Genomic DNA, 18,391 nt, shown 5'->3' with positions numbered 1-18,391 from the left:
AACACCCTTTCCTGTGCAATTTTTATACAACACTCAGGACTGATTAAATTTGAACAACGGTAACAGGTAACGCAGTGCCTCTTCCGTGATCGTCTCGAAGTACTCTGGTTCAAGAGTGCGCCATAAGCGCTGATACCAGACATCTTCACCTTCGCCACGTACCATCATGTTTCCTTCATAGGCTTGTATAAATTTACTTCGCGCTTTCTGCAGTGACGCCTCGTCCGTTAACATTGCATCATTCTGTACGTCATAACAGGCTTTTATCCAGGCACCGCCACTCTCAGGCAGTAACAAAAGTGGTTTGTTCATGCCCTGACGGTAGCCCTCAATATACAAAGACAGATAACGTAACGCCTGTTCAGACTCCATCGGTGGGAAGCGCCATTCGCCCTCTTTGCGCACGAATATCCGGCTTTCGCCTTTATTACCCATCGCACTGTAGACAAGATGTTCCAGCCAGAGTTGCAACCCTTGAGAAACGCTAAGCATAGAAGGTCGCCAGCGTAGCAGCCCGTCCGCCTGAACCAGGGTTAGCCAGCCCGTCAACTGAACGCCGTTACAGTTGAGATCAATTTCAATGCTTTTACCGGGTTGTCGACACTCCCTTACGCGCTCGGCCAGCGCTGTCATCTCCTGGCACTGCGCCTCCCAGACAATTTCACCAAACGCCCCATAAGGCAATTGCCCTGCTGCGCGGTAACGGCGAAAAAGTTTGTCAGCATCTTCCTGATCAACCAGTGCATTCAACAGCTGCAGGTTTAACTGATAGCGCTCCAGCCCTTCCAGCGTAAAGGGCTCCGCATCGGGAATTTCGTTCTCTTCAGAGCGGAAATTGACCTGTAATCGCTGCTGGAAAAAGGCCCGCACCGGGTGCGCCCAAAACCGCTGAAGCTGTTCAAATGTCAGTGTGTCAATGGGCCGAGGGTCAAGCGCCTGAATGAAATCGGTATGCGCAGTTCCCTCTTTTTTCGCCGCAGGAAGCCACTCGTGAGCATAGCTCTGGTGCTCACTCACCACGTAGTTCACCGGGTCAAACGGCATGCGGCTATGACAACAGGTGATATGCGCTTTCACCCGCTTATCACTTTCATCGCAGTTACGTTCTTCATCCCCCGGCAGGTAGTGGCTCTGTCCGATATAATCCACCAGCTCCTGCACCAGAACAGAAGGGAAACGCTCACTGTTGTCCTGAATTGAACGGCCGATGTAACTGATATAGAGCTTACTTTGGGCGGAAATGAGCGCTTCAAGAAAGAGATAGCGATCGTCATCACGACGACTACGGTCACCCCGCTTTGGATTAGCACTCATCAGATCAAATCCCAGTGGTGCCAGTGCACGTGGATAAATACCGTCATTCATGCCAAGCAGACACACCACTTTGAACGGGATAGAACGCATTGGCATCAGGGTGCAGATATTCACCGGGCCCGCCAGGAAACGCTGACTGATTCGCTCCTGGTCAAGCCGCTGCGTCAACTCATCCCTCAGCAGTGACAAGGGGATCTCTTCGTGATAATGGGAGTTCACGCCCTCGTCGACGATAGCCTGCCACTGCGTTTCAATGAGCGCCATTGCGGCTTCAGTGTCACTGTCTGGCAGGAAGAAATCATTGAGCAATGCCCTGCAAACCGGGAGCCATTCTTCCAGAGTACGCGGTTGCATTAACTCACTTCTCCAGCGGTTAAGCTGCATCAATAGTGAAGCCAAATGCCCCACCAGTTCAGCAATTAACCCACTGGTCTCATCGTAAGGCAGTACCTCATTCCATTCCCCCTGACTGCTTTCCATGGCATATCCCAACAGCATACGTGTCAGGCCAAACCGCCAGGTATGCTGCCCAGTTGGGGGGAGTCCGAACGACTGGACGTTATCGTCATCGATCCCCCAGCGAACACCCGATTCGTTCACCCACTGGCGAAGGTAGCGTAACCCCTCTTCATTGATGTTGAAGCGGGTAGCCAGAACAGGAACATCCAGTAATGACAGAACATCTTCGGAGATAAACCGACTATCAGGCAGTGACAACAGGGTGATGAATGCCTGCAAAGCCGGGTGAGACTGACGGGCACGGCGGTCCGAGATAGCGTAAGGCAGGTATCGTTCACCCGTCGCACTGCCAAAAACGGCCTGAATGAAGGGACTGTAATTGTCGATATCCGCCACCATCACCACGATATCGCGCGGCGTCAGCTCAGGATCATCCTGCAGCATGTTCAACAGCTGGTCATGAAGGATTTCAACTTCACGCTGCGGGCTGTGGCAAACGTGGATGGTGACACTGCGATCGTCAGGATCCAGCCTCCGCTTCCTGTCGCTGCGTTCAAACTCTTGCGCCGTAACACCCATGACGGCACGGTTCTCCAGCTCCAGAATATCTAACTGAATATTATGCAGCAGGCTATCCGGGGAGATCTCAACAAAGGCATCCACGTCGCCTTCACCTGATGAAGTGATATCAGAAAGCATGTGAATGTAATCACGCCCCAGCTTCCCCCACGAAGCAAGCAGCGGATTGGGCAGGTTCTGGATACCTTCTTCATCGAAAAGTTGCCCGGCAGTCGAGCCGTCTTTAAACAGCGGGATGGTTCGTTCTTCAAAAAGGCGTTTTCGTTGGCGAGTCACCAGCCGCGAAAGCCAGCGTTGGTCGAGGATATCCCCCCAATATTGCCTGCAAGGGTTGGTAAACAAAATATGAATATCAATATGTTTACCCAGCGCATTCAACGCCTTGAGATAGACTGGGGGTAATGCAGATATTCCACAGATAAACACGCGTGATGGCAGTCGGGCTGGTCGCTCCGACGTATTTTCAAGTATGGAGATAAACCGATCGTACAGATTGGCACGGTGCCACTTAGGCTGGCCAAGTTTCTCCGTATGCTCCACCAGCGCTTTCCACAGTGGCGCCTGCCAGATTTGCGCCTCCGGTAACCCCTCCACCAGCTCACCTGCTTCCCAACGAATTAACCAGTCAGAACGATAAACAAGATATTGATCGTAGAGATCGGCGGTACGCGACGCGAGCTGGAACAGCTTGCGTTTATCGGTATCGTCATTGAGATAGTGGTTCAGCATCGCGAACTCATCACGCTGAAGCATTTCCGGCAGCAACGCCATCAGCTTCCAGCTCATGCTTTGCTTGTTGAACGCACTGTGCTCCGGGATATCCGGCAACACGCGGACAAACATCTCCCAGATAAAGCTCGCGGGTAGTGGGAACTCAATGTTCGCGGCAATGCCAAATTTGCGGGAAAGCGACATTTGCAGCCACTGTGCCATACCGGTGCTCTGCACCAGCACCATTTCAGGCTCAAAAGGATCGTCAAGCCGCTCGCGCTCAACGATATATTCCATCAGTGCTTCCAGCACATCCAGACGATTTGAGTGGTAAACCCTTAACATAGACGCTCCCGACTACTGGCTAACCGGGCAATGCAGACGCGTTATCTCACCGCGCCGCCCCAGAGGAGAAATAAGTGTAACCGTGATGCTGACACATCCGGCGAGCGTTGTCTGCCCCCGGTTGGCCTGCCAGCCTTCCGGTAGTGCATTTGTTGAGAGCTGGGACTGGTTCCAGGCATGGTGCCAGAGCTGACGATATTGGCTAAACAAGGTGAACCGCGTCGCCAGTGCCCGGTGGTAACCTGACAGTGCGGTCACGATTATCACCATCAGCATCATCGCCAGGAGAACCTCAACCATGCTAAACCCTCTTTCTTTGTTCATGGCAACAGGCATAACGCACTCCCCTTTAGCGGACAAAAATCACTCCAGCCGTGAGGCGAGAAGCGAATCTTGCCGTCGATTATCTCTCCTGTGCGCCAGAGCAGCAGGTCGTTGACTCCAGCAATGAGCAAAACATCCTTCTCACTTAATAGCCGTAAACAAACTCGCCATGACGATGCCTTTTTGCACTGAATCAGGGGCTCTGACGACCAATCCTGAACGCGTCCCCACTCAAGTGCAGATTGCACAGACGCCTGCTGCTGGAGTGAACGGCTCTCATCACCCACGAGCGCACTAAACGTTGTGAGTTGTTGGTTGAGACCGGTGAAGATCAGAGTACCGAGCACCAGTAAAAGCAAAACCAACGCCAGCGAAGACATTCCGCGTTGACGGTTCACAAGTTATACCCCGTGACCCCATATAAAGCCTGATATGACTCCCTCTGCTCACCTTTACGACTGGCGGTCAGTTCGATATTCAACTCTGGTGCAAAACCGGCATGCTCAACTTTACGCACCATAAAGTGCAGGATCACAAGCTTGTCCGGTTCGGTGAGCTTTTCCCATCCCTTTCCTTCACACGAAGTTGCCCCACGCAGCATTTCCAGCGATCCTGCTTCCAGACGAAAACCGGTGCTGTCATTTTCTGATGCGGTGTTATCCCAATTGCCGTTACTGTTAGCATCCCACCGTACAATGGCACAGCTCCCTTCCCTGCCAATCACCAGCCCTTGTCCCTGACAGTTTCCGGCACAATATCCTGCGCGCTGAAGATGTTTACCGAGGGCGAACAGGCGCTGCCAGACCTCTTCTTCCAGCTCTCGCTGGCCGGATTGCAGTAGTACAGCCCGCTGCAACCCGGGTAAAAAACGCGATGCGCTTACCAGCAAAAGGCTGCTGATCGCCGTAGCAATCAGCACTTCAATCAGTGAGAAACCGCGCTGTCTCATTGACATGAACCGTCCCCTGAACTTTTGCACATTCTGATGCGTCCTCCATTTGAGACAATAATCAGCCATTCTCCTGCTCGACTTTGTATGCGTATCCGCCCTGCCCATGCCGTATCTCTTAATCCATAAAACCCTAATGACGGTGTTAGTTCACTCACCGTGACTTCAGGCCAGAGTGGCATCAGCACAAAGGGACTCCCCTTCTCGCAACTCTTCATAACTGAGCTCACCAGGCAGTCTCTGCCTCCAATCCGCTGAAGGGTTACCTGATGGTCACGGTTGTGCCGGTTGGCATTGTTGCGCAGAAACACCAGGTAATCGCGAACCTGACTGGCGGTTTGCCACAGCCGCTGCTGTCGTTGCCAGCTGTCCCAGCCGTATAACCCTGACGCGCTGAGGATGACAATCAACGAAATCGCTACCAGTGTTTCGATAAGCGTAAAACCATTCTCTTTTTTCATACCGGGAGTGTGGCGAAGTGCCGTGAAGGTGACGAGCAGCGGATTGCTGTTTTCCGAGTCGTTATCCAGAGAATCGACCGAGTTGCAGCGTGTTGCACGCGTTCTGGATAACGCTTCGTGAAACGGGATGAAGGCGAAAAAAAACCGGCGCTAAAAAGCACCGGTTGTGTCACGCTTTGCTACATCAGATAGCGACGGGCGCTTTGATGCCAGGGTGCGGGTCGTAACCCTCAATCTCAAAATCATCAAAGCGGTAGTCGAAGATAGACTCCGGTTTGCGTTTGATAATCAGCTTCGGCAGCGCACGCGGTTCGCGGGTCAGCTGGAGATGCGTCTGTTCCATATGGTTACTGTAAAGATGGGTGTCCCCACCGGTCCAGACAAAATCGCCCACTTCCAGGTCGCACTGCTGCGCCATCATGTGGACTAACAGCGCATAGCTGGCAATGTTAAACGGCAGGCCGAGGAACACGTCGCAGGAGCGCTGGTAGAGCTGGCAGGAGAGCTTGCCGTCTGCCACGTAGAACTGGAAGAACGCGTGGCACGGGGCCAGCGCCATTTTATCCAGTTCCCCCACGTTCCAGGCGGAAACGATAATACGACGCGAGTCCGGATCGTTTTTCAGCTGGTTCATCACGGTGGTGATCTGGTCAATATGGCGGCCATCAGGCGTTGGCCATGCGCGCCACTGTTTACCGTAAACCGGGCCCAGATTGCCGTTTTCGTCTGCCCATTCGTCCCAGATTGAGACGTTGTTTTCGTGCAGATACGCAACGTTGGTATCGCCTTGCAGGAACCAGAGCAGTTCATGAATGATCGAGCGCAGGTGGCAGCGCTTTGTCGTCACCAGAGGGAAGCCTTCTTGCAGATTGAAGCGCATCTGGTGGCCAAAAATGGAGAGCGTGCCGGTACCGGTACGGTCGTTTTTCGGCGTGCCCTCATCGAGCACTTTTTTCATCAATTCAAGATACTGTTTCATGGTTCCTCAGGAAATTTGTTGCTGTGGACGACGACGATACGCCCAAATCATCATAATGGCACCCGCGACAATCATCGGAATGGAGAGAATTTGCCCCATGCTGATGTACTGCACCCACTCGCCGGTAAACTGTGCATCTGGCTGACGGAAGAACTCGACGATGATACGGAACGCACCGTAGCCAATCAGGAACAGGCCAGAAACAGCCCCCATCGGACGCGGTTTGCGGATAAACAGATTCAGGATGATAAACAGCACCACGCCTTCCAGCGCCAGTTCGTAAAGCTGAGACATATGGCGCGGCAGCACACCATAGGTATCGAAAATAGACTGCCACTCCGGGTGTGATGGCAGCAGCGCGATATCTTCTGCGCGGGAGCCCGGGAAGAGCATCGTGTACGGCACGCTTGGGTCAACGCGCCCCCACAGTTCACCGTTGATAAAGTTGCCCAGACGGCCAGCACCGAGACCAAACGGGATCAGTGGTGCGATAAAATCTGAAACCTGGAAGAAGTTGCGTTTGGTGCGTTTGGCAAAAATCACCATCACCAGAATCACGCCGATCAGGCCACCGTGGAAAGACATACCACCATCCCACACGCGGAACAGATAGAGCGGATCGTTCAGGAATACCGGGAAGTTATAGAACAGCACATACCCAATACGGCCACCGAGGAACACGCCGAGGAAGCCCGCATACAGCAGGTTTTCAACTTCGTTTTTGGTCCAGCCGCTGCCAGGACGGCTGGCGCGACGGCCAGCGAGCCACATGGCAAAAATGAAGCCCACCAGGTACATCAGACCGTACCAGTGAAGCGAAACAGGTCCTACTGAGAAAATGACCGGATCAAATTCCGGAAAATGCAGATAACCACTGTTCATCTGTCACCACAAGATGTTGTTATTCCGCTGAAAGTGGACAGCGGTAGAAATGCGATTCTGCCGTAAGCAGAGGCTCCAAAGTTGCGAATCATAGCATAAGGCGGGCGCGGAGGATGCGCCAGAGATGTAAAAGATGTGTATAGGGTTTTATGCGCGCTGGTGCCCCCTCCCACAGGGAGAGGGAGAAAGATGATTAGCGCCCGCCGCGGATCAGGCCGCCCATACCGCGTCGTTCCATAAACGCAGCAACCTGATGACGGACTTCAGTAGCCAGTTGCGCTTCCAGGCTGCGTACAGCCAGCTCTCGGGCATCGTCGATTTCAATATGCCGCAACAGGTACTTCACACGTGCAACGGCGCGACCGTTCATAGACAGATGGCGGTATCCCAGACCAATCAGGATCGCGACGCACATTGAATCCCCGGCCATTTCACCACACAGGCGTAAATCAATCCCGTACTGTTCCGCATCACGAGCGATCATCGCTAACGCGCGGATTATCGCCGGGTGCAGGCTGTCGTAGATACTGGCGACACGGGTGTTGTTACGGTCGACGGCCAGGATATATTGCGTCAGGTCGTTCGTGCCGACAGAGATAAAATCAACCCGGTTGGCCAGTTGCGGCAACATGAAGACCATAGACGGCACTTCGAGCATCACCCCAATCCGCGGTTTCGGGATCGCGTAGCCAATCATCTCTTCGACTTCACGGCCAGCGCGTTCGATCAAGCGCCGTGATTCGTCGATCTCATCAATGCTGGTGACCATCGGCAATAAAATGCTGAGATTGCCCGTCGCGGCATTCGCGCGCAGCATGGCGCGCACCTGGATCAGAAAGATCTCCGGCTGGTCGAGCGTAATACGGATCCCGCGCCAGCCCAGACACGGGTTCTCTTCGCTGATCGGCATATAGGGCAACTGTTTATCAGCGCCGACATCCAGAGTACGCAGGGTGACAGGTTTGTCGTTAAACATCTGCAGCATTCCCTGATACTGCGCAACCTGCTCTTCTTCTGAGGGGAACCCACTTTGCAGCATGAACGGGATTTCGGTGCGGTATAAGCCGATACCATCAATGCGACTGCCAAGCTTTTCTTCGTGCTCAGGGCTTAAGCCGGCGTTGAGCATAACTTTGATCCGCTCACCGCTCTTTAGCTGTGCGGGCAGGTTAACGTCATCTTCTGCCAGCTTGCTTAATTCGTTCTCTTCACTGATAAGACGCTGGTATTCCTGGAGCAGAACCGGCTCAGGATCAACCAACAGCTCACCGCGATAGCCATCGACAACCAGCGTGCGTCGATGCAGCACTGACGGCTGGATATCTGCGCCCATCACGGTAGGAATACCCAGTGCACGCACCATAATGGCAGCGTGTGAGTTGGCGGCACCATCGCGCACTACCACACCGGCCAGCCTGTCCTGAGGCAGCTCAGCCAGCGTCGTCGCGGAGAGTTCATCGGCGACCAGCACAAACCGTTTTGGCCAGGCATTTGGCCCCTGAATAGTGTCATCCAGATGGAACAGCAGACGTTGCCCCAGGGTTCGGAGATCTCCCGCCCGCTCTTTCAGGTAACCATCAGTCAGTGCCGCAAATTGCTCGGCAAATTTTTCGATAACCTTTTTAACGGCCCACTCCGCGACCGAGCCTTTATCCACTTCCGCAAAAAGCTCGCGACGCAAACGCGCATCGGAAAGCAGGTGTGAATAGAGATCAAAAATGGCCGCCGTCTCTTTTTGCGCACCTGCGGCAAAGCGTTTGCTGTAACGACGAAATTCATTCGCCGCCTCTTCCAGCGCAGCAGTAAGACGCTCACGCTCAAGCGCTTCATCAAGCGTTGAGGCTTCGTAAACCTGCTCCATTAACGGTAGCGTGGCGTCCATCCAGCCTTCTGCAATCGCCACACCTGGCGACGCAGGAAGGGCGCGAATGCGAGTATGGCGATACTGACCGAAAAGTGCGGCAAGCTGAGACTGGGAGAGGATCGCAGCCATCTGCGTGGCCAGCGTGACGAGGAAAGACTCTTCGCTTTCATCGTACTGACGCAGCTCGCGCTGCTGAACAACCAGCACGCCAAGCAGCTGGCGACGCTGGATAATCGGCACGCCAAGAAACGCGCGGAAGCGCTCTTCTTTTACGGAAGGGATGTATTTAAAGCTGGGGTGTTTTTGCGCGTCGGCAAGGTTGATAGGTTCAGCCAGCCGCCCAACCAGACCTACGATACCTTCATCAAATGCGAGCGTTACGGTGCGTCCGCGTGGTTTTTTCAAACCACGGGTCGCCATCAGGTAATAGCAGCGCCGATCGTGGTCGGCCAGATACACCGAACAGACCTCGGTCTCCATCGCAAGACGGATGTCAGTGACCAGAATGTTCAGCGCCTCATTGAGACGCGGAGCACTGGCCACCTTCTCGACTATTTCTCGCAAGCGGGTGAGCATGATTTGCGTAACTTAACCTCTTTTACGTCGCCAGGCAGGTGCGCTCTGCGGCTTAGGGGGGATCTCCTGAAGCTGCATTACCACACTTGCGAACTCTTTCATCACCCTACGGTAAACATCGCGTTTAAATGACACGACCTGACGAACAGGATACCAATAGCTTACCCAGCGCCAACCATCAAACTCCGGCGTACTGCTGGTTTGCATATTGATGTCTGAATCGTTGCCCACCAACTGCAACAGAAACCACTTCTGTTTCTGGCCGATACAAACCGGCTTTGTGTCCCAACGCACCAAACGTTTCGGTAACTTGTAACGCAACCAGTTGCGGGTCGAAGCCAGGATGCGAACATCTTTTCGGCTTAAACCGACCTCTTCAAAAAGCTCCCGGTACATCGCTTGTTCTGGGGACTCTCCTGGGTTGATCCCGCCTTGCGGGAACTGCCAGGAGTGCTGACCATATCGCCGGGCCCACATTACCTGGCCCTGACGATTACAAATTACTATTCCTACGTTCGGGCGGTAGCCATCGTCATCAATCACCGGACTACCCCAAACTAAACCTTATATATGAATGATTGTTTCACACTACAGGGAGGCGGTAAACCACTCTCTTACAGGCCTGCAACCTAATAACATTTGAATAACTCACAAATAAGTGCTGAGTTATAAACAGATAAGAGCCAGCAAAGGGATTTTTATTCACCTTTTCTGTGGATATAGTTGTGAAAAAGTGTCTGATTACCGATGAACAACCTCAATCCCCGTCTGCGTCCCGCTTTCATCAATATTATATAATGATATTATTTTCATTCAGTTAAGTGTGTCATCACAAACAAAACACAGAATAGCGTGACGATCATCACATCAGGGATCGTCGCGCTGATGAAAGATCGAACAGCGTCGGTTTTATCCACAGATTGTGCCAATAAGTTAGGCACAAATTGTCTGAAAATTCGATTTTCATCGCACGTCAAGGCTGTAAATTGAAACAGTAGTCAGGGTTATGCCCAGTTATCCCATTTTTCTGTGGATAACATGGTGTAAGATCCTGTTCATTGTCAGTGACCAGATTTGAACAACCGGTTTTTCTTCTCAGGTGAAACGATTTCAAACTAATAAAAAAACCTATAAATCATACACATGGAATATTCGTACAGAAAAAGTTAAACTCTATCCACAGGGGACAATTTCTTCGTTTATTTTTTAATCAAAAGGTTATCTTCATGCATCCGCTTACACCCTTGCTTTCACCTCCATCCAGCGAAGGCCAGTTGCTCCAGCAGGCTCAACGCCTGGCTGGCTTTTCGCTGGGCGAGCTGGCGGCAATGGCCGGGATTCCGATCCCGAAGGATCTGAAACGGGATAAAGGCTGGACGGGCATGCTGCTTGAACTGTGGCTGGGTGCCAGTGCGGGGAGTAAACCAGAGCAAGATTTTGCGGCTCTTGGCGTAGAGTTAAAAACCATTCCCATAGACAGCCAGGGGAAGCCACTTGAGACCACCTTTGTCTGCGTTGCGCCATTAACCGGCAATACCGGTGTGACATGGGAAACCAGCCACGTTCGCCATAAGCTGAAACGCGTGCTTTGGGTACCGGTTGAAGGTGAACGCCACATTCCACTGGCCGATCGTCGCGTTGGCGCACCGCTGCTCTGGAGCCCGAATGAAGAGGAGGAGCATCAATTGCGTCTGGACTGGGAGGAACTGATGGATATGATCGTTCTTGGCCAGGTAGAGCGCATCACAGCCCGACACGGGGAAGTGTTACAGCTGCGTCCGAAGGCAGCCAACAGTAAAGCGCTTACCGAGGCGATCGGTGCGCAGGGCGAGCCAATACTGACGTTGCCGCGCGGCTTTTATCTCAAAAAGAATTTCACCGGCGCAGTGCTTGCACGCCATTTTTTACTAAAAACATAGTTTTTTACTCATTTTGAGAGATCCCAAACATAATCATCTGGTTTTTAAGATTTTACCGCTTCCTCCTGCCGGCATATCGGGTTAATACTACACTATGATTTGATACCAGCCAGGTGAGGACGATAACGATGAAAAAATGGGCAGTGTTAATTTCAGCAGTCGGCTTAGCGTTTGCAGTATCGGGCTGTAGCAGCGATTACGTCATGGCGACAAAAGATGGTCGGATGATCCTGACCGACGGAAAACCTGAAGTGGATGATGATACCGGTCTGGTCAGCTATCGCGATCAGCAAGGCAATAAAATGCAGATCAACCGCGACGAAGTCTCACAAATTATCGAGCGATAAACAGAGAGAGGTCAGTCGCTTGCTGGCCTTTTTGATTTTTTTCTTCCCCTTTTGCTTCCCCTCTGCCATGTTTATATTCCTTTGTCGGGAAGTTCCTGACGCGGTCTACATGTCTATTGAAGGAAGCCGGCTATGCATTATCACCGTATCCCCCACAGCTCTCTGGAGATAAGCCAATTGGGGTTGGGCACGATGACATTTGGTGAACAAAACAGCGAAGCCGATGCCCATGCGCAACTCGATTATGCCGTCAGCCAGGGGATTAACCTGATTGATGTCGCAGAGATGTACCCTGTACCCCCGCGTCCGGAAACACAGGGGCTTACCGAAACCTACGTCGGTAACTGGCTGACAAAACGTGGCAACCGTGAAAAGCTGGTCATTGCGTCGAAAGTCAGCGGCCCCGCACGTAATAACGATGCTGGGATCCGTCCAAATCAGATCCTCGATCGCAAGAATATCCGTGCCGCGCTCGATGCCAGCCTGAAGCGCCTGCAAACAGATTATCTCGACCTGTACCAGGTTCACTGGCCTCAGCGTCCAACAAACTGCTTTGGTAAACTCGGCTACAGCTGGAATGAGAGCGCCCCTGCCGTTACGCTACTGGAAACGCTGGAAGCGCTGACCGAGTGCCAGCGAGCGGGTAAAATCCGCTACATCGGCGTATCTAACGAAACGGCCTTTGGTGTGATGCGTTACCTGCACCTGGCGGATAAACACGATCTGCCGCGTATCGTCACCATCCAGAATCCGTACAGCCTGCTTAATCGCAGCTATGAAGTGGGGCTGGCCGAAGTGACGCAGTATGAAGAGGTGGAACTGCTCGCCTATTCCTGTCTCGGATTTGGCACGCTGACTGGGAAATACCTGAACGGCGCGAAACCGGCTGGCGCGCGTAATACCCTCTTTAGCCGCTTTACCCGCTACAGCGGCGAGCAGACGCAGAAAGCCGTTGCAGCCTATGTAGATATCGCGAAACGTCACGGTCTTGATCCGGCGCAGATGGCGCTGGCCTTCGTACGTCGTCAGCCGTTTGTTGCGAGCACCCTACTGGGCGCGACCACTATGGAACAGTTGAAAACCAACATTGAGAGTTTCCATCTGAACCTGAGTGAAGAGGTGTTAGCGGAGATTGAAGCGGTGCATCAGGTATATACATACCCGGCACCATAGCTGGACGCTTTTGCCGGGTGGCGGCTTCGCCTGACCCGGCAAAGAACTCAACGCCGACGCTGCCAGATCCACAAGCCAGCAATCGCCAGCGCAAACAGCCCACCAAACCCGACGCCAATCCCCACCACCGGCACGCCCACTTTTACCGCCAGCGAGTAAAGTCCCAGCATCAACAGCATCGCCAGGTTTTCACCCAGGTTTTGTACCGCAATGGCGTTGCCTGCACCGACAGTTTGCTTGCCACGTTCCTGCAGTAGCGCATTCAGCGGCACCACGAAGAATCCACCCAGAATACCAATCAGGATCAGGAGGGCATAAGCTGGCAATAGCGCGTGTTGCAGCGAGAAAATAAGCACGACTACGCCAATAAGGATCCCTGCCGGCATACAACGCGCCACCGTCTCAAGCGTCACCAGTTTCGCTGCCGCCCCCGCACCAACAACAATCCCGATTGCGACCATCGCATTAAGGTAGGTTGGAGTCGCATTGTCGGTGATACCCAGCGCCACCGGCACCCATAGCACCAGCAGGAAGCGCAGCGTGACACCCGCTCCCCAGAACATACTGGTTCCCATCAGGGAGAAGCGCGTTTCACCGTTACGCCACAGCACGCGACAGGCGTTGAAGAAACTGCCGGTCATCGGCTTAAAGCGCCAGGATTGTCCCGGGCGTGCAACTGGCAGCTTCGGGATAAACAGGTTAGCCACAACCGCCCCGCCATACACCACCGCACAGACCCCCAGAGCGGCCAGCACATGCCAGTCGGCAAGCACCCCACCCGCAACGGAGCCGAGCAGGATGGCCGCAATGGTGGAAGACTCCATCAGACCATTGGCTTTCACCAGCTTATCACCCGTTGTCAGCTCCCCGAGGATGCCATATTTCGCCGGGGAGTAAGCGGCAGCGCCAATGCCCACCAGCGTATAGCCAATGAACGGATTAAAACCAAAACAAATGCTTGCGGCACCCAGCAATTTCAGGCCGTTAGCAAACATCATCACCCGGCCTTTCGGGAAACTGTCCGCCACCTGCCCCACAAAGGGGGCAAAGATAATGTAAGCGCCCACAAACACCATCTGCAGGATCGGCTGGCTCCAGTCTGGATAAAACTCGGCTTTCAGCAGCGCCAGAGTGGCAAACAGCAGCGCGTTATCACCGAAGGCAGAGAGAAACTGCGCGGCGATGACCGCCATCATGCCTTTTGATCTGAGCGATGTGTTAGTGTGTACTGACTCACGCATTTTGCTGTTCCGCCTCTTCAACCATGCCTTTCAGGGTCACGAAATCGGGCTTCCCGCTCCCCAGCACCGGGAGCTGCTTCAGGTAGCGAATATCGCGCGGCACCGCCAGTTCAGGGATACCATGTTCACGCGCATAGCTAAGTAGCCTGTCGCGCTTAAGCTCACTGTCAGTGGTAAACAGCACCAGCGCCTCACCTTTGCTGGCATCACTCTTCACCACGGTCGCATGAATCTTATCCGCGGAGACGGCCGTCGCCAGTTGCTCAACCATTTCCAGAGAGACCATTTCACCGGCGATTTTGGCGAAGCGCTTTGCACGCCCCTGGATCTGCACAAAACCTTGTTCATCAAAACGGACAATATCGCCGGTGTCGTACCATCCCGTTTCAACCTCACCCTTAACGTTTTCCGCCGTCGGCGCTTCCAGCACACCCGGGTTTTCCACGCGCAGATAACCGTTCATCACGTTTGGCCCTTTCAATTGCAAACGGCCACCATCCTCAATGCCCGGCACGGCCAACAAGCGCGCATCCATCCCCGGCAGAATTCGGCCAACCGTACCCGGTTTTGCCGCCATCGGCACGTTAATCGAAACCACCGGTGCGCACTCGGTCACACCATAGCCTTCAAGAATGCGCAAACCAAACTTGTCCTGCCAGATTTGACGCGTGCTCTCCTGCAGCTTTTCTGCGCCAGCTACCACATACCGCACGCGATAAAAATCATACGGGTTGGCAAAACGCGCATAGTTACCCAGGAAAGTAGATGTCCCGAACAGGACGGTGCAGTTACGGTCATACACCAGCTCCGGCACAATGCGGTAATGCAGCGGGCTTGGATAGAGGAACACTTCAGCACCGGTCAGCAGCGGCGTAAACAGCCCCACCGTCAGGCCAAAGGAGTGGAACAGCGGTAGCGCCGACATAAAACGGTCATTCGCAGTAAAGTCAGCAATGCTTTTGATCTGTTCAACGTTCGCCAGAATACTCTTGTGACTGTGGACAACACCTTTGGGGTTACCTTCCGAACCAGAGGTAAAGAGGATAATCGCATCATCTTCCGGCTGCTGTTTGACCTGCGCCAGACGCGGCATCAGCAGGTGCGCAAAAATCCACAGCTTATCGCCGGTGGTCACGTCCGCTTTCAGATCTTCCAGGAAGACCCAGCGCACCTGGGTGAGCTGTTCGGGAAGATGCCAGAGCTTGCCTTTATCCAGGAACTGTCGAGAGGTAAAAACAGTGTTAATCTGAGCGGCGGTGATGGCGCTGGTCAGCCCCTTCACACCCGCCGTGTAGTTCATCATCGCCGGTATACGACCACGCGAAACGGCACCAAAAATCACTGCAGCGCTGATGCCCGCGTTAGGCAGCATCAGACCAATTTTTTCACCCTTCTTACTGTATTTTTCCAGAATGCGGCCCACAAACAGGGTCTTAGTCAGCAGTTTGCGATAGGTATCCGGGGTAAAGTTGATGTCTTCGATACAGTTTTTCTTCGCCCCATAGCGGTATTGTGCGGAAAGGAGGGACTCGTAGAGCGTTTCGCGCGGACGAACGGCCATACGCGCTTCCATCATAATCTGGTGCAGCATTTCACCCGCGATTTTACGACGATCGCGGGCACGCGGTGCGTCAGGCATCGGTAACGAGGTTGGCGGCAGAATATGCAGCGTTATTTTGGGGAACAGGCGCTGCTTTACCAGCCCCTTAAGACGGCTGAAGCGGGTTAACTCCGCCCCTTCAATACGCAGTGGTACCACGGTGGCTTTTGACTTCGCCGCCACAAACCCCGCGCCGTCGTAGATTTTCATCAGCGAGCCCGTCACCGAGATGCGTCCCTCAGGGAAGATGACCACCGGACGCCCCTGCTCCACCAGACGTACCAGATGTTTAATCATCATCGGTTTAGTCGGGTCGAGCGGCACGAAATCAATCAGCGGTGTGAGCCAACGCATATACCACTGCTGGCTGATGGAGGTATAAACCGCAAACACCGGACGCACGGGCAAAAACAGCGCCAGTAAAATGCCATCTATAAAGGAAATATGGTTTGGTGTGATAAGAACGCGTTCACCGCGAAGTGCCTGGGCATCGCCAGTGACGCGGATTCGAAAAAGAATACTGAATAGTGTACGGAAGAACCCAAATAGCATCTCAACTCCCTTTGCCAGCCAGTGTGGAGGGTTGATAGTAAATGGTGGCAGATTACACGAGAAGTGATACAGGAGCGACAGCTAAAGTGGAGGCGAAAAAAAACCTGCGCATCCGCGCAGGTTGGTGCAAGAGATGAGTACGAAACCGTACTAAGAATTCTCACCAATCAATACCTCTGGGATCTCAACTCTACCAACCTCTTTCACGTCCTCGCTATCGGACAATCGCAACAGCCTGAGGCAAAGTGTAACTAAAGGTTCAGATTGACATTATTCAGACATGACTAGTCGTGTAACGATTACACCGTCAGGGTTGTGCTGCGTCACGTTTGTGGAGAACTGAAATCCACTCCCCTTGAATGCGCACCACTTTTCCGCAACACTACCGGGTGTGTAAACGCTTACCCCCACTAAGAAGGTATTTAATGGCGACAATAAAGGATGTGGCCCGTCTGGCAGGAGTTTCGGTGGCAACCGTCTCGCGCGTGATTAACGACTCGCCAAAAGCCAGTGACGCATCACGCCAGGCTGTGCAAAACGCCATGGAATCCCTGAACTACCATCCCAATGCCAATGCCCGCGCGCTGGCCCAGCAGTCCACTGAAACCATTGGGCTGGTTGTGGGTGACGTGTCTGATCCCTTTTTCGGCGCGATGGTTAAAGCGGTGGAGCAAGTGTCTTATCAGACAGGCAATTTTTTGCTGATCGGTAATGGCTACCATAATGAACAAAAAGAACGCCAGGCCATCGAACAGCTTATCCGCCACCGCTGCGCGGCGCTGGTTGTTCACGCCAAAATGCTTCCCGATACCGAACTTATTCATCTGATGAAGCAGATCCCCGGCATGGTGATCATCAACCGTATTATTCCCGGGTTTGAAAAACGCTGCGTGGCGCTCGATGACCGCTATGGTGCCTGGCTCGCGACCCGTCATCTGATTCAACAGGGACACACACGAATTGGTTATCTCTGTTCAAACCATCCCATTTCTGATGCGGAAGATCGGCTACAAGGTTACTACGATGCCTTGCGCGAAAACGGTCTCCCGTGTAATGACCGCCTGGTAGCCTACGGTGAGCCGGATGAGAGCGGCGGTGAGCAGACTATGACTGAGCTGCTTGGCCGTGGACGAAATTTCACCGCCGTTGCCTGTTATAACGACTCCATGGCCGCCGGGGCAATGGGGGTGCTAAATGACAACGGGATTGAGGTGCCGTCAGAAATTTCACTCATTGGTTTCGATGATGTGCTGGTCTCCCGCTACGTGCGCCCGCGCCTGACCACGGTACGTTATCCTATCATCACGATGGCAACGCAGGCCGCAGAGCTGGCGTTAGCCCTGGCTGAGAAACGCCAGCCACCGGACATTACCCATCTCTTCAGCCCGACCTTAGTGCGCCGTCACTCCGTAGCATCGCCAGCAGAAGCAGGAGAGGAATAGCGATAAAGGTGTACCGTTTTATTCGGGTACTCCAGTGCATCGCCAATATACTGCCAGCCGTAACGTTCATAGAAGTCACGGCAGGCAGACCACAAATGCAGCTCGCGATACCCGGCCTGAGCAGCATAGGTCATAACATGCTGCTGGAGTTGCCCGGCTAACCCTTTACCACGCGCCGCGTCGTCAACGTACAACGCCGCCAGCCACGGGAAGAGATCCTGCCGGGTGATCAGATCGCAACGCCAGAGCCCCACAGTGCCGAGAAGCTGTTCGTTTTGCACAGCAATAAAGGTCAATGGCAAAGCACCCGGCGTCTGGCTGTGCTCAACAATGCTATGAAAAAACGCCCGGGGAAGCCCCTCACCAAAGGCGTGCCAGATCCAGTCGGTCACTTGCTCCGCATACTGCGGTGCGGCGTAAAGCGGCAGAATGTTAGCCTTATCCATGTTTTACCTGTGTTTTTCAGTTCGATGCTCAGGCCTGATGCCCCCAGCCAGTTTGTACACTATTTTACCAGAACCCGGCCATTTTCGTTGACTGCGGGCAGGCCGTTATGTCGGCGGGCGGATCGTTACCAAAAAGCGTGATCGTGGCAGAAGTTTTGCGTCCCCCGCATCGCTTATACGCTGCGAGGTCTGTGTTAAACTGCAGACCATTACGTGGAAGCAGGAATG

The 18,391-nt window shown here is 53.5% G+C and carries 16 protein-coding genes; 4 read left to right on the top strand and 12 right to left on the bottom strand.

Annotated elements, in window-relative coordinates; all coding sequences use genetic code 11:
- Positions 1-33 precede the first annotated feature (33 nt).
- From recC to rppH, 9 genes are all read right to left on the bottom strand, one after another.
- Positions 34-3,408 (bottom strand): exodeoxyribonuclease V subunit gamma, encoded by a 3,375-nt coding sequence (gene recC / locus AC0XWG_RS11670; RefSeq protein WP_128347307.1) that lies wholly within the window; start codon positions 3,406-3,408, stop codon positions 34-36.
- Between the two features lie 12 nt (positions 3,409-3,420).
- Positions 3,421-3,744, bottom strand: a complete 324-nt coding sequence (locus AC0XWG_RS11665) for a prepilin-type N-terminal cleavage/methylation domain-containing protein (protein WP_128347306.1) — start codon at positions 3,742-3,744, stop codon at positions 3,421-3,423.
- The gene (locus AC0XWG_RS11660; protein WP_128347305.1) at positions 3,729-4,130 is read right to left on the bottom strand and encodes a DUF2509 family protein; all 402 of its coding nucleotides are present in this window, start codon (positions 4,128-4,130) and stop codon (positions 3,729-3,731) included. The genes AC0XWG_RS11665 and AC0XWG_RS11660 overlap by 16 nt, the downstream gene beginning before the upstream one ends.
- Complete coding sequence (locus AC0XWG_RS11655) at positions 4,127-4,687, bottom strand: prepilin peptidase-dependent protein (protein ID WP_128347304.1); 561 nt, start codon at positions 4,685-4,687, stop codon at positions 4,127-4,129. The genes AC0XWG_RS11660 and AC0XWG_RS11655 overlap by 4 nt, the downstream gene beginning before the upstream one ends.
- The gene (locus AC0XWG_RS11650) at positions 4,678-5,142 is read right to left on the bottom strand and encodes a prepilin peptidase-dependent protein (RefSeq protein ID WP_028016913.1); all 465 of its coding nucleotides are present in this window, start codon (positions 5,140-5,142) and stop codon (positions 4,678-4,680) included. The genes AC0XWG_RS11655 and AC0XWG_RS11650 overlap by 10 nt, the downstream gene beginning before the upstream one ends.
- A 184-nt stretch (positions 5,143-5,326) precedes the next feature.
- Positions 5,327-6,121, bottom strand: a complete 795-nt coding sequence (gene thyA, locus AC0XWG_RS11645) for a thymidylate synthase (RefSeq protein WP_013098550.1) — start codon at positions 6,119-6,121, stop codon at positions 5,327-5,329.
- Between the two features lie 6 nt (positions 6,122-6,127).
- Positions 6,128-7,003, bottom strand: a complete 876-nt coding sequence (gene lgt, locus AC0XWG_RS11640; RefSeq protein ID WP_023309046.1) for a prolipoprotein diacylglyceryl transferase — start codon at positions 7,001-7,003, stop codon at positions 6,128-6,130.
- 193 nt (positions 7,004-7,196) lie between these two features.
- Positions 7,197-9,443, bottom strand: coding sequence for a phosphoenolpyruvate--protein phosphotransferase (ptsP, locus tag AC0XWG_RS11635; RefSeq protein WP_475680599.1), 2,247 nt, complete (start codon positions 9,441-9,443; stop codon positions 7,197-7,199).
- 12 nt (positions 9,444-9,455) lie between these two features.
- The gene (gene rppH, locus AC0XWG_RS11630; RefSeq protein ID WP_013098553.1) at positions 9,456-9,986 is read right to left on the bottom strand and encodes an RNA pyrophosphohydrolase; all 531 of its coding nucleotides are present in this window, start codon (positions 9,984-9,986) and stop codon (positions 9,456-9,458) included.
- Positions 9,987-10,669: 683 nt separating this feature from the next.
- Between rppH and mutH the strand changes: the two genes are divergently transcribed.
- The 3 genes from mutH (at position 10,670) to AC0XWG_RS11615 (ending at position 12,882) form a co-directional block, all read left to right on the top strand.
- Positions 10,670-11,362 carry a DNA mismatch repair endonuclease MutH gene (gene mutH / locus AC0XWG_RS11625; RefSeq protein WP_028016915.1) on the top strand — a complete coding sequence of 231 codons (693 nt, stop codon included), beginning with the start codon at positions 10,670-10,672 and terminating at the stop codon, positions 11,360-11,362.
- 128 nt (positions 11,363-11,490) lie between these two features.
- Entirely contained in the window at positions 11,491-11,709 is a 219-nt protein-coding gene (locus AC0XWG_RS11620) for a YgdI/YgdR family lipoprotein (RefSeq protein ID WP_028016916.1), read from the top strand.
- Between the two features lie 132 nt (positions 11,710-11,841).
- A complete protein-coding gene (locus tag AC0XWG_RS11615) occupies positions 11,842-12,882 on the top strand; it encodes an NADP(H)-dependent aldo-keto reductase (protein WP_108090393.1) in 1,041 nt (346 codons plus the stop codon).
- 47 nt (positions 12,883-12,929) lie between these two features.
- On the opposite strand, the gene lplT is transcribed toward AC0XWG_RS11615, so the two are convergent.
- Positions 12,930-14,123 (bottom strand): lysophospholipid transporter LplT, encoded by a 1,194-nt coding sequence (gene lplT, locus AC0XWG_RS11610; RefSeq protein WP_028016918.1) that lies wholly within the window; start codon positions 14,121-14,123, stop codon positions 12,930-12,932.
- Entirely contained in the window at positions 14,116-16,275 is a 2,160-nt protein-coding gene (aas, locus tag AC0XWG_RS11605; protein ID WP_108090394.1) for a bifunctional acyl-ACP--phospholipid O-acyltransferase/long-chain-fatty-acid--ACP ligase, read from the bottom strand. The genes lplT and aas overlap by 8 nt, the downstream gene beginning before the upstream one ends.
- 425 nt (positions 16,276-16,700) lie before the next feature.
- Here aas and galR point away from each other — a divergent pair, with 425 nt between their 5' ends.
- The gene (gene galR, locus AC0XWG_RS11600; protein ID WP_049006176.1) at positions 16,701-17,717 is read left to right on the top strand and encodes an HTH-type transcriptional regulator GalR; all 1,017 of its coding nucleotides are present in this window, start codon (positions 16,701-16,703) and stop codon (positions 17,715-17,717) included.
- Here the strand turns inward: galR and AC0XWG_RS11595 are convergent.
- Positions 17,678-18,163 carry a GNAT family N-acetyltransferase gene (locus tag AC0XWG_RS11595; RefSeq protein ID WP_108090395.1) on the bottom strand — a complete coding sequence of 162 codons (486 nt, stop codon included), beginning with the start codon at positions 18,161-18,163 and terminating at the stop codon, positions 17,678-17,680. The genes galR and AC0XWG_RS11595 overlap by 40 nt on opposite strands.
- Positions 18,164-18,391 lie beyond the last annotated feature (228 nt).

This window comes from Enterobacter sp. DVT3837, assembly GCF_056238685.1.
Note: the sequence above shows the minus strand (reverse complement) of the source record. Positions and strands in the feature narration are given on the sequence as shown.

Excerpts from the sequence above, each read along its gene's own strand:
- recC (WP_128347307.1), bottom strand. The coding sequence starts at position 3,408 with ATGTTAAGGGTTTACCACTCAAATCGTCTGGATGTGCTGGAAGCACTG.
- AC0XWG_RS11665 (WP_128347306.1), bottom strand. The coding sequence starts at position 3,744 with ATGCCTGTTGCCATGAACAAAGAAAGAGGGTTTAGCATGGTTGAGGTT.
- AC0XWG_RS11655 (WP_128347304.1), bottom strand. The coding sequence starts at position 4,687 with ATGTCAATGAGACAGCGCGGTTTCTCACTGATTGAAGTGCTGATTGCT.
- AC0XWG_RS11650 (WP_028016913.1), bottom strand. The coding sequence starts at position 5,142 with ATGAAAAAAGAGAATGGTTTTACGCTTATCGAAACACTGGTAGCGATT.
- thyA (WP_013098550.1), bottom strand. The coding sequence starts at position 6,121 with ATGAAACAGTATCTTGAATTGATGAAAAAAGTGCTCGATGAGGGCACG.
- lgt (WP_023309046.1), bottom strand. The coding sequence starts at position 7,003 with ATGAACAGTGGTTATCTGCATTTTCCGGAATTTGATCCGGTCATTTTC.
- ptsP (WP_475680599.1), bottom strand. The coding sequence starts at position 9,443 with ATGCTCACCCGCTTGCGAGAAATAGTCGAGAAGGTGGCCAGTGCTCCG.
- mutH (WP_028016915.1), top strand. The coding sequence starts at position 10,670 with ATGCATCCGCTTACACCCTTGCTTTCACCTCCATCCAGCGAAGGCCAG.
- AC0XWG_RS11620 (WP_028016916.1), top strand. The coding sequence starts at position 11,491 with ATGAAAAAATGGGCAGTGTTAATTTCAGCAGTCGGCTTAGCGTTTGCA.
- AC0XWG_RS11615 (WP_108090393.1), top strand. The coding sequence starts at position 11,842 with ATGCATTATCACCGTATCCCCCACAGCTCTCTGGAGATAAGCCAATTG.
- lplT (WP_028016918.1), bottom strand. The coding sequence starts at position 14,123 with ATGCGTGAGTCAGTACACACTAACACATCGCTCAGATCAAAAGGCATG.
- aas (WP_108090394.1), bottom strand. The coding sequence starts at position 16,275 with ATGCTATTTGGGTTCTTCCGTACACTATTCAGTATTCTTTTTCGAATC.
- galR (WP_049006176.1), top strand. The coding sequence starts at position 16,701 with ATGGCGACAATAAAGGATGTGGCCCGTCTGGCAGGAGTTTCGGTGGCA.
- AC0XWG_RS11595 (WP_108090395.1), bottom strand. The coding sequence starts at position 18,163 with ATGGATAAGGCTAACATTCTGCCGCTTTACGCCGCACCGCAGTATGCG.